Annotated in this window: 11 protein-coding genes; 5 read left to right on the top strand and 6 right to left on the bottom strand. The window is 71.6% G+C overall.

Going from position 1 to position 10,052, the window contains the following annotated elements; all coding sequences use genetic code 11:
• The coding region (locus CCR97_RS20475; protein WP_201159792.1) for a bifunctional helix-turn-helix transcriptional regulator/GNAT family N-acetyltransferase at nucleotides 1-942 on the top strand (942 nt) is incomplete at its 5' end.
• A 125-nt stretch (nucleotides 943-1,067) separates the two neighbouring features.
• Here CCR97_RS20475 and moaB read toward each other — a convergent pair.
• From moaB to CCR97_RS20455, 4 genes are all read right to left on the bottom strand, one after another.
• Nucleotides 1,068-1,631 carry a molybdenum cofactor biosynthesis protein B gene (gene moaB, locus CCR97_RS20470; RefSeq protein ID WP_111360100.1) on the bottom strand — a complete coding sequence of 188 codons (564 nt, stop codon included), beginning with the start codon at nucleotides 1,629-1,631 and terminating at the stop codon, nucleotides 1,068-1,070.
• Between the two features lie 270 nt (nucleotides 1,632-1,901).
• Nucleotides 1,902-2,261 (bottom strand): hypothetical protein, encoded by a 360-nt coding sequence (locus tag CCR97_RS20465; RefSeq protein WP_111359645.1) that lies wholly within the window; start codon nucleotides 2,259-2,261, stop codon nucleotides 1,902-1,904.
• 82 nt (nucleotides 2,262-2,343) lie between these two features.
• A complete protein-coding gene (gene ypfJ / locus CCR97_RS20460) occupies nucleotides 2,344-3,267 on the bottom strand; it encodes a KPN_02809 family neutral zinc metallopeptidase (RefSeq protein WP_111359646.1) in 924 nt (307 codons plus the stop codon).
• A gap of 4 nt (nucleotides 3,268-3,271) precedes the next feature.
• Nucleotides 3,272-3,499, bottom strand: a complete 228-nt coding sequence (locus tag CCR97_RS20455) for a hypothetical protein (RefSeq protein ID WP_146618901.1) — start codon at nucleotides 3,497-3,499, stop codon at nucleotides 3,272-3,274.
• Between the two features lie 15 nt (nucleotides 3,500-3,514).
• Here CCR97_RS20455 and CCR97_RS20450 point away from each other — a divergent pair, with 15 nt between their 5' ends.
• On the top strand, nucleotides 3,515-4,654 hold the full coding sequence (locus tag CCR97_RS20450; protein ID WP_201159791.1) for a site-specific DNA-methyltransferase: 1,140 nt from the start codon (nucleotides 3,515-3,517) through the stop codon (nucleotides 4,652-4,654).
• A 162-nt stretch (nucleotides 4,655-4,816) separates the two neighbouring features.
• Here CCR97_RS20450 and CCR97_RS20445 read toward each other — a convergent pair whose 3' ends face one another.
• Both CCR97_RS20445 and mutY read right to left on the bottom strand, forming a co-directional pair.
• On the bottom strand, nucleotides 4,817-5,167 hold the full coding sequence (locus tag CCR97_RS20445; RefSeq protein ID WP_111359647.1) for a RidA family protein: 351 nt from the start codon (nucleotides 5,165-5,167) through the stop codon (nucleotides 4,817-4,819).
• Entirely contained in the window at nucleotides 5,164-6,351 is a 1,188-nt protein-coding gene (mutY, locus tag CCR97_RS20440; RefSeq protein WP_111359648.1) for an A/G-specific adenine glycosylase, read from the bottom strand. The genes CCR97_RS20445 and mutY overlap by 4 nt, the downstream gene beginning before the upstream one ends.
• Before the next feature lie 103 nt (nucleotides 6,352-6,454).
• Between mutY and CCR97_RS20435 the strand changes: the two genes are divergently transcribed.
• From CCR97_RS20435 to CCR97_RS20425, 3 genes are all read left to right on the top strand, one after another.
• Nucleotides 6,455-6,949, top strand: a complete 495-nt coding sequence (locus tag CCR97_RS20435; RefSeq protein WP_201159790.1) for a DUF721 domain-containing protein — start codon at nucleotides 6,455-6,457, stop codon at nucleotides 6,947-6,949.
• 169 nt (nucleotides 6,950-7,118) lie between these two features.
• Nucleotides 7,119-7,760 (top strand): DsbA family protein, encoded by a 642-nt coding sequence (locus CCR97_RS20430; RefSeq protein ID WP_245429300.1) that lies wholly within the window; start codon nucleotides 7,119-7,121, stop codon nucleotides 7,758-7,760.
• A 238-nt stretch (nucleotides 7,761-7,998) separates the two neighbouring features.
• Nucleotides 7,999-10,052, top strand: a 2,054-nt coding sequence (locus CCR97_RS20425) for a chromosome segregation SMC family protein (protein ID WP_201159789.1), incomplete at its 3' end; no start/stop codon positions are given.

Genomic DNA, 10,052 nt, shown 5'->3' with positions numbered 1-10,052 from the left:
CCCGCCAGGCTCGACGCTGTCCGGCGCTTCAACCGCGCCTATACGCGCCGCCTCGGCCTCCTCCAGGACGGGCTCGTCGACACGCCCTTCACGCTCACCGAGGCACGGGTGATCTACGAGCTCGCCCATGCCGGCGGGCCGGTCGCCGACGAGACGACTCCCGGCACCACGGCGACCGCGATCGCCGCGACGCTCGGCCTCGATCACGGCTATCTCAGCCGTATCCTCAAAAAGTTCGAGGCGGCCGGGCTGGTCGCCCGGCGCCCGTCGTCGCAGGACGGACGGCAGAGCCTCTTGTCGCTGACGCCGGACGGCGCCGCCGCCTTCGCGGATCTGGTCCGCCGCGCCGAGGACCAGGTCGCGGCGCTGTTGACGACGCTGCCCGAGGAGGCGCAGCAACGCCTCGTCGCGGCGATGCGCACCATCGAGACCCTGGTGACGCAAGGCGATGCGCCGCCCGCCGTGGCGCTGCGGCCGCACCGCGCCGGCGACATGGGCTTCGTGCTGGCGAGTCACGCGCGCTGCTACGCCGAGGGCTACGGCTGGGGCACAGGCTTCGAGACGCTGGTCGCCGAGATCGTGGCGGAGTTCCTGCGCAGCTTCGACGCGGCGCGCGAGGCCTGCTTCATCGCCGAGCGCGACGGCGTGCCGGTCGGCAGCGCGTTCCTGGTGAACGGCGGCGACGGCGTCGCCAAGCTGCGGCTGATCCTGGTGGTGCCCGAGGCGCGCGGCCTCGGCCTCGGCCGCCGCCTGGTCGAGGCGTGCATCGATTTCGCGCGCGAGCGCGGCTACCGCACGATCACGCTGTGGACGCAGAGCATCCTGGTCGAGGCGCGCGGCCTCTACGCGTCACTCGGCTTCGGGCTGGTGAAGCAGGAGCCGCACTGTGTATTCGGCCACGAGCTCTTGGGGGAGACGTGGGAGCTGGGGCTGAGGGCGTGACGGTCATTCCGGGGCGGCGCGAAGCGCCGAACCCGGAATCCAGCTCCGGTCGCCGAGCGTGCCGCTGGATTCCGGGTTCGCGCCTGCGGCGCGCCCCGGAATGACGGCGCGCTCCGCATCACGTGTCACACCGTCGCGCCCTTGGCCTTCGGGCGGCGCAGATGCTCGTCGAGGCGCGGCATGATCTCGACGAAGTTGCACGGCCGGTAGCGGTAGTCGAGCTGGTGCACCAGGATGTTGTCCCAGGCGTCCTTGCAGGCGCCGGGCGAGCCCGGCAGGCAGAAGACGTAGGTCGCCCGCGCGACGCCGGCGGTCGCCCGGGTCTGGATCGCCGAGGTGCCGATCTTCTGGAAGCTGACCAGCAGGAACAGGCTCGAGAACGCCTCCATGCGCTTCTCGAACAGCGGCTCCACCGCCTCCGGCGTCACGTCGCGGCCGGTGAAGCCGGTGCCGCCCGTGGTGATCACCACGTCGATCTCGGGATCGGCGATCCAGGTCTCCACCCGGCTGCGGATCGCCGCGATGTCGTCGACCACGATGCCGCGCGCCGCGAGCGTGTGGCCGGCCGCCGTGATCCGCTCGACCAGGGTGGCGCCGGACTTGTCGTCCTCGGGCGTGCGGGTGTCGGACACGGTCAGCACCGCGATCTTCAGCGGCACGAACTGGCGCGAGTCGTCGAGGCCGGGCATGCGGATCTCCAAATCGTCGCGGCCCGCGCGCCCTGCGCGCGCCGGCCGGCGCCGGCGCACGATGGCGCCCGCCCCCGCGGGCGTCAATCGGCCGGGTGGGGAGGGCGCCGACGGGCGGGGATGCATAGTCCCCGGGGGCTCGCCCCAGTCTCCGCTCATGCCCGCGAAGGCGGGCATCCAGAGCGCCGTGCCGTGCCGCCCCTGGGTCCCCGCCTTCGCGGGGACGAGCGGGTTCGGATGACGCCTCGCGGCGGAGAACTGGCGCGCGGTTCACACCGACGCCGGCGTGCGGTCGTGCGGGGTGCCGGCGGCGTCCCAGGCGGTGACGCGGCCCTGCTCGTTGTCGATCAGCAGCATCAGGTCGAAATAGCGGACCGTCGGGTAGCCGCCGGTGCGGCGCTTGATGCCTTCGCGCCAGGCGTCGTCATGGGCGCGCTGCGCCGCCTCGATCGACGGCCAGATATAGATGCCGCCGCCGGTGCCCTCGGCCTCGCCCATGCCGAGCAGGAAGTGCTTGCGCAGAAGCTCGCGGTTGGCGCTCCACTTCGGGATCGTGGTCTCGGCGTCGGCGAGCACTTTTCCGCGATCCCACCCTTTCGGTGAGTCGAAGGTGACGAATTCGACGATCATGGCCTGTCCTCGATGAAGGCAAGACCGCACGTCGGAACGGCATGCTTCGCCGCGCGGCCCGCCGGAAGCAGGCCGCCTCGTATCACAGATCCTGCGTCCTAAACGTGTTACAGGCCGCAACCGAGCCCTGCTTCAAGCCGATGTCGAACCAGCGCTGGCGCTGCGCCGACGACCCGTGCGTGAACGAGTCCGGCACCACGCGGCCGCGCGCCTGCATCTGCAGCTTGTCGTCGCCGATCGCCGCCGCCGTGCGCATCGCCGCCTCGACGTCGCCCGGCTCGATCAGGTTCCAGCGCTGGTCGGACTTGTTGGCCCACACGCCGGCGAAGCAGTCGGCCTGCAGCTCGACCCGCACCTGAAGCTTGTTGGCCTCGACCTTGCTCAGGCCCTGCTGCATCTCCTGCACCTTGGGCAGGATGCCGAGCAGGTTCTGGACGTGATGCCCGACCTCGTGGGCGATCACGTAGGCCTGGGCGAACTGGCACGACTTGGAGCCGACGTCGCAGCCGCGGAAGCGGCGCTCGATCTCGCGGAAGAACGACGTGTCGAGATAAATCTTCTTGTCGGCGGGGCAATAGAACGGCCCCATCGCGGCCTGGGCGACGCCGCCGCAGGCCTGGTTGGTCACCTCGTTGTAGAGGACCAGCACGGGCGCCCGGTAGGTCTTGCCGTCCTTGGCGAAGATCTCCTTCCACTGCACCTCGGTGCTGCCGAGGACGCGCGAGACGAACTTGCCCATCTCGTCGTTCGGGCTGCCGCGCTGGCCCGACTGCTGCGACTGCGCGGGCGCCTCGCGATGGCTGCCACCGCCGACCATCTCGGCGCCGCCGATCAGGATGCGCGGATCGATGCCGAGGAACCAGCCGATCAGGCCGAGCACCACGATGGTGCCGATGCCGAGCCCGCCGCCGCCGCCCATGCCCATCGGGAAGCCGCCGCGGCCGCCGCCGTCGTCGCCGCGGCGATCCTCGACATTGTTGCTCTCAGGCAGGTTGTCCCAGCGCATCGGTTCAGCTCCGTCGCACGTCGCGGTACGTCGTCGCGCGGTGCGCCACGCGACCACCGGACACCTCGGTGGACATGTCCGCGCGGACGGGGGCGGCCGCGCGCCTGGCGAGAATATGGTCCATGACGATTTTCGGCGCCAGTCCGGGGTCCCGGTTAAGTCGATTTTTACCTTGGTGGGCGATCTTCCTGGGGTCGGTTGAAGGTCTCGCGTCGCCGATCGCGTCGCTCAAGTAGAGTACCGAGTCATGGGTGTTACGCGTCGCGGGGCGTCCGTCAGGACGCCCCGCTCAACTCCCCGCCCGGCCCCCTCGTTCCGTGTCCTCACGGGCGATTGCGTGGCCGAGATGGCGAAGCTCCCGGCCGCGTCGGTCGATCTGGTCTTCGCCGATCCGCCCTACAATCTCCAGCTCCAGGGCGACCTCAAGCGTCCCGACGATTCGCGCGTCGACGCGGTCGACGACGCCTGGGACAAGTTCGAGAGCTTCTCGGCCTACGACGACTTCACCCGCGCCTGGCTGCTCGCCGCGCGCCGCGTCATGAAGCCGTCCGCGACCCTGTGGGTGATCGGCTCGTATCACAACATCTTCCGGGTCGGCACGATCCTCCAGGATCTCGGCTTCTGGATCCTGAACGACGTTATCTGGCGCAAGTCGAACCCGATGCCGAATTTCCGCGGGCGTCGCTTCACCAATGCGCACGAGACCATGATCTGGGCGGCGCGCGAGCCGAACGCCAAGAACTACACGTTCAATTACGAGGCCCTGAAGGCCGGCAATGAGGACGTCCAGGTCCGCTCCGACTGGACGCTGTCGCTGTGCACGGGCGACGAGCGACTGAAGGACGGCAAGGGCAAGAAGCTGCATCCGACCCAGAAGCCGGAGGCGCTGCTCGCCCGCGTCATTCTGTCCTCGTCGCGGCCCGACGATCTGGTGCTCGACCCGTTCTGCGGCACCGGCACGACGGGCGCGGTGGCCAAGAAGCTCGGCCGGCGATTCGTCGGCGTCGAGCGCGACAGCCTCTACGCCACCGCGGCGCAGGACCGCATCGACTCCGTGCTGCCGCTGCCGGCCGCGAGCGTCGCACCCTTCCAGACCGCGCGCGAGGCGCCGCGCGTCCCGTTCGCGGCGCTGATCGAGCGCGGCATGGTGTCGCCCGGCACGAAGCTCACCGACGCCAAGCGTCGCGTCACCGCGCTGGTGCGCGCCGACGGCGCCGTCAGCCTCGGCGAGACGGTCGGCTCGATCCACCGCATCGGCGCGATCGCGCAAGGGCTCGACGCCTGCAACGGCTGGACGTTCTGGCACGTCGAGACGGCCAAGGGCCTCGCCCCCATCGACACGTTGCGCGCGGCGTTCCGGGCCGAGCAGATGCAGGCGGCGGAGTAGGCGAGCAACTGCATGAAACCGTCATCCTGAGGTGCCCGGCGTGAGCCGGGCCTCGAAGGATGCGGCCTCGGACTCGACACGAACGCTCGGGCCGTCGCCCTTCGAGGCTCGCTGCGCGAGCACCTCAGGGTGACGGTCGAAGTCACGATTCTCGACGGTCCGTCACTTCGCCGCCGTCACCTGGATCTCGATCTTCAGATCGGCGCCCTGCAGGAGCGCCTCGATGCAGGCGCGCACCGGGGTCGCGCCCGGCACCACCCAGGCGTCCCACACCGCGTTCATCTCGTCGACGGTGCGGATGTCGGACAGCCAGATCGTCGCGCTGATCAGCTTCGATTTGTCTGTGCCGGCCTCGGCGAGCAAACGGTCGACCTCAGCGAGAATCTCCGTCGTCTGCGCCGCGAGGCTCTGCCCCGCCGTCTCCTCGGCGGTGAGGCCGCGCAGATAGACGGTGTCGCCGTGGATCACGATCGCGCTCATGCGCGGACCGACATGCAGACGCTGAAGGGTCATCGGGGGCTCCGTTTCGGCTTGCTGATTCGGGTGGGTGGCTTGGACTGATTCGGCTCCGGCGCGCCCGGCGTCACGTCGATGCCGGCATGCACCAGCACCTTGCGCATGACGTTCGGAAGCGCCTCGCCGGCGATTTTTTCGCACGCGACCCATCGTGAACCGGTAGGTGCCTCGGCGTCCGTCGCCACCGAGGCGACGAAGACGAAAAGCTCCAGCGGAAAATGCGTGAACACGTGCGTGACGACGCCCGGCACGCGCCGCCAGCCTTTCGATGCGACGCCGAGAGCCGGCGCATGGTCGAGGGCGGAGCGTTCGGAGAACGCGGCCGACCATTCCGTCGTCGGGACCTCGGCCATGCCCCCCAGGAGGCCCTTCTCGGGGCGCGTGCGCACCAGCACGGCGCCGTCGGCGCGCAGTGCCACGAAGGCGGCGCCGCGGCGCAGCCGTCCCTCCTTCTTCGGCGTCTTGCGCGGGAAGCTCTCGGGGTCGCCGCGGCGACGCGCGACGCACGGCTCGGCCCAGGGGCACAGCACGCAGGCCGGCGACTTCGGCGTGCAGATCGTCGCGCCGAGATCCATCAGGGCCTGCGCGAAGTCGCCGGCGCGATCCGCCGGCTCCAGCGCGTCGGCGAGCGCCCGCAGCCGCGGCTTTGCGCCCGGCAATTCGTCCTCGACGGCGTGCAGGCGGGTCAGCACGCGCTCGACATTGCCGTCGATCGGCACCACCGGCAGGTCGAAAGCGATCGCGGCGATGGCGTTGGCCGTGTAGTCGCCGATGCCGGGCAGCGCACGCAGCGCATCGACGCTGTCCGGGAACGCGCCGCCGTGGCGCTCGACCACGGCCTTGGCGCAGGCGTGCAGGTTGCGGGCGCGGGCGTAGTAGCCGAGCCCGGCCCACAGCCGCAGCACCGCGTCGAGATCGGCGGCGGCGAGGTCGCGGACGGTCGGGAACGCCGCCGTGAACGTCTGGAAGTACGGCACCACCGCCTTCACGGTGGTCTGCTGCAGCATGATCTCGGAGAGCCACACGGCGTAAGGGTCGGCTGTCACGCCGGCCGGCGCCCGCCACGGGAGCACGCGGCGGTGGCGGTCGTACCAGCCGAGCAGCGCCGCCGTGAGGCGGGTCGCCGCTGTGGGATCGGGGGAGGACGGCTTCCGCGCGGGGGGCGGCGCTGCTAGGGTCATGCGACGTCTCTGGTCCCCCGGCGGGGCGTCCCCGTCTGTGGCAGAGCCCGACGCCCCGAACAAGCGGTCCCGCGCCCGAGAGCCTGCGCCCACGAGTCCGACAATGTCCTTCAAGCCGGCCCGGTCGCGGGCCCGACCGCTCGCCGACCTGGTCGGCCCGGCCCTGACGCCGGCCTTCCAGCGGCGCGGCTTCGCCGCCACCGAGATCGTCACCCATTGGGACGACATCGTCGGGGCCGAGGTCGCGGCGATCGCCGAGCCGATGAAGATCGAGTGGCCGCGCCGGCGCGACGGCGCGCCCGGCGACGCCGCGCAGGAGCCCGCCACCCTGGTGCTGCGGGTCGAGGGGCCGGCCGCCATCGAGGTGCAGCACATGGCCGGCGTCATCGTCGGCCGAGTCAACCAGTTCTTCGGCTGGCCGGCGGTCGGCCGCCTGGCGCTGCGGCAGGCGCCGCTGCAACGCCGCAAGACCAAGAAGCCGCGTCGGGGACCGGACCCGCAGGCGGTCGCGGCCGCGGCCGCCGCCCTGCCCCCGGTCGCCGACCAGGGTCTTCGCGATGCGCTCGCCCGCCTCGGCGCCGCCGTGAAGCGCGGCTGACCGGCGCCGGTCCGGGGCCGCCGGCCGGGCGGCGGGGATCAACCGGACGTGAATTGGCGGTCTCGCCACAAATCCGCACCAACATTGCGCTTTCGGTGCAGACTCGATAGCTCACCCCCGCGGTTCCGGACGAGCCGTGCCATTTCCGTCGAAGCCGAAGAGGAAGACCGTGCCCGTCACCCGCCGCCAAGTCGTCACCAGCGCCACCTGCCTCGTCGCCGCCGCCGCCCTCGGCGTTCCCGTCGCGGCCCGGGCGGCCGACACGGTCGACGTCGCCGAGCTGATGAAGCCGAGCCCGCTCGGTGACGTCTGGATGGGCAAGGACAACGCCCCCGTCACCATCGTCGAGTACGCCTCGATGACGTGCTCGCACTGCGCTCATTTCGCCCGCGACGTGCTGCCGAAGATCAAGGAGCGCTACATCGACACCGGCAAGGTGCGGTACGTCCTGCGCGAGTTCCCGCTCGATCCGCTCGCCGCCGGCGCCTTCATGCTGGCGCGCTGCAGCGGCGACGACAAGTACTACCCGATCGTCGACTCGCTGTTCTCGCAGTTCAACAAGTGGGTCGTGCAGAACCCGATCCCGCCGCTGCGCGAGATCTCCAAGCAGTTCGGCTACACCCAGCAGTCGTTCGACGCCTGCCTGCAGAACCAGGCCCTGCTCGACAAGCTGGAGGAGGTGCGCAAGCGCGGCTCCCAGACCTTCAACGTGCAGTCGACGCCGACCTTCTTCGTCAACGGCGAGCGCGTCGTCGGCGCCCTGCCGCTGGAGGAATTCGCCAAGGTCATCGACAAGTATCTGAAGGCCTGACAACGACTTCGCCTCGCCCCGCCGGTGCGGGGCGAGGTCTTGGCGCGCCGTCCCGGCCGCCCGCGGCGGTGGACAAGCCGCCCGCCCCTGTTGCGTTCGCGGCCGCGATCGATTCATTCTCCGGCCCGATGCGGCAGACCTCGACCCCACAGGGCCCGGGCCCTCTCCTCACGCGCGCGGCGGCGATGCCGTCCAGCGCGGCCGAAGCCATGCGTCCTGCGAGGGGAGCACTCCACTCATGATGTTCAAACGGCTGCGCCTGATCGGCTTCAAGTCCTTCGTGGAGCCGACCGATTTCGTCATCGAGCCGGGCCTCACCGGGGTCGTCGGCCCGAACGGCTGCGGCAAGTCGAACCTCGTCGAGGCGCTGCGCTGGGTGATGGGCGAGGCGTCGCACAAGGCGATGCGCGCCGCCGACATGAACGACGTGATCTTCTCGGGCAACCAGAAGCGCCCGGCCCGCAACACGGCCGAGGTGTCGATCCTGATCGACAACGGCAGCCGCACGGCGCCGGCCCAGTTCAACGGCGACGACACGCTCGAGGTGTCGCGCCGCATCGAGCGCGAGCAGGGCTCGCTCTATCGCGTCAACGGCCGCGAGGTCCGGGCCCGCGACGTGCAGATTCTCTTCGCCGACGCGTCGTCGGGCTCGCGCTCGCCCGCCCTCGTCCACCAGGGCCGCATCGGCGAGATCATCCAGGCCAAGCCCGAGCAACGCCGCCGCGTGCTGGAAGAGGCCGCCGGCATCTCCGGCCTGCACGCCCGCCGCCACGAGGCCGAGCTGCGCCTGCGCGCCGCCGAGCAGAACCTCACCCGGCTCGAGGACGTGATCGGCCAGCTCTCCCAGCAGATGGAGTCGCTCAAGCGCCAAGCCCGTCAGGCGGTGCGCTATCGCGCCCTCTCGGGCCATGTGCGCAAGGCCGAGGCGACCCTGTTCCACGTCCGCTGGAGCCAGGCGAACACCGAGGTCGCCGCCGCCGAGGCCGCCAAGGACGAAAGCAGCCGCGCCGTCGTCGAGTTCACGGCCGCGCAGGGCGAGTCGGCCACGGCGCAGGCGCTCGCCGCCGCGGCGCTCCCCGGCCTGCGCAATGCCGAGGCGGAGGCCGCCGCGGCGCTGCAGCGCCTCGTCTCGGCCCGAGACGCCCTCGCCCGCGAGGAGGCCCGCGCCAACGAGCGCATGGCCGAGCTGATCCGCCGCGCCGAGCAGATCGCCCGCGACCGCGATCGCGAGGCCCAGATGCTGGCCGACGCCGACGGCACCATCGCGCGGCTGGAGGCCGAGCGCGAGACGCTGACCGCCGATCTGGAGGCCGCCGCCGAGCGCCGCGCCGAGATCGACGAGCGCGTCGCCGATGCCGACGAGACGGTCGCCGTGACCGAGAAGCGCCTCGCCGAGCTGACCGCGGCGCTCGCCGACGTCGGCGCCCGCCGCCGCCAGCTCGAAAGCGCGATGCGCGCCAACAGCGAGCGCGCGAGCCGCGCCGAGAGCGAGCTCGCGAGCGTCACGGCCGACCTCGACCGGATGATGGCGGAGGCCACCAGCGCGGTCGATCTCGACGCGCTGGCCGAGGCCGTGGAGGCCGCGAACGAAGCGGCCGCCGAGGCGGAGGCCGCGTCGGTGCGGGCCGAGGCGGCGCATTCCGGTGCGCGCCAGGCGCTCGACGTCGCCCGCCAGCCGCTCGCCGAGGCGGAGCGCCGCGCCAACCGCCTGGAGACCGAGGCCAAGACCCTCGCCAAGGTCCTGCATGTCGACGCCAAGCAGCTGTGGCCGCCGGTGATCGACGCGCTGACCGTCGACAAGGGCTACGAGACCGCGCTCGGCGCCGCGCTCGGCGACGATCTCGACGCCCCGATCGAGCCGACCGCACCGATCCGCTGGACGCTGGCCGAGGGCGACGGCACCGACCCGGCCCTGCCGGAGGGGGTCGACTCGCTCGCCGCCCATGTCAGCCGGGTGCCCGACGAGCTGAAGCGCCGCCTCGCCCAGATCGGCGTCGTGTCGCGCGCCGACGGGCCGCGCCTCGCGGCGCTCCTGAAGCCCGGCCAGCGCCTCGTCTCGCTCGACGGCGATTTTTGGCGCTGGGACGGATTCGCGGTCGCGGCGCACGCGCCGACCGGCGCGGCGCGACGCCTCGCCGAGCGCAACCGCCTCGCCGACATCGAGACCGAGCTCGCGACCGCGCGGGCCGAGCTGGAGACCCGCCGGACCGCCGTCGAGGATGCCCAGGCCGAGGTGCGTGCCGCCGCCGAGCAGGAGGCCGCGAGCCGCTCCGCCCGCCGCGACCTGCAGCG

Source organism: Rhodoplanes elegans (genome assembly GCF_016653355.1).
Lineage (GTDB): Bacteria > Pseudomonadota > Alphaproteobacteria > Rhizobiales > Xanthobacteraceae > Rhodoplanes > Rhodoplanes elegans.
Note: the sequence above shows the minus strand (reverse complement) of the source record. Positions and strands in the feature narration are given on the sequence as shown.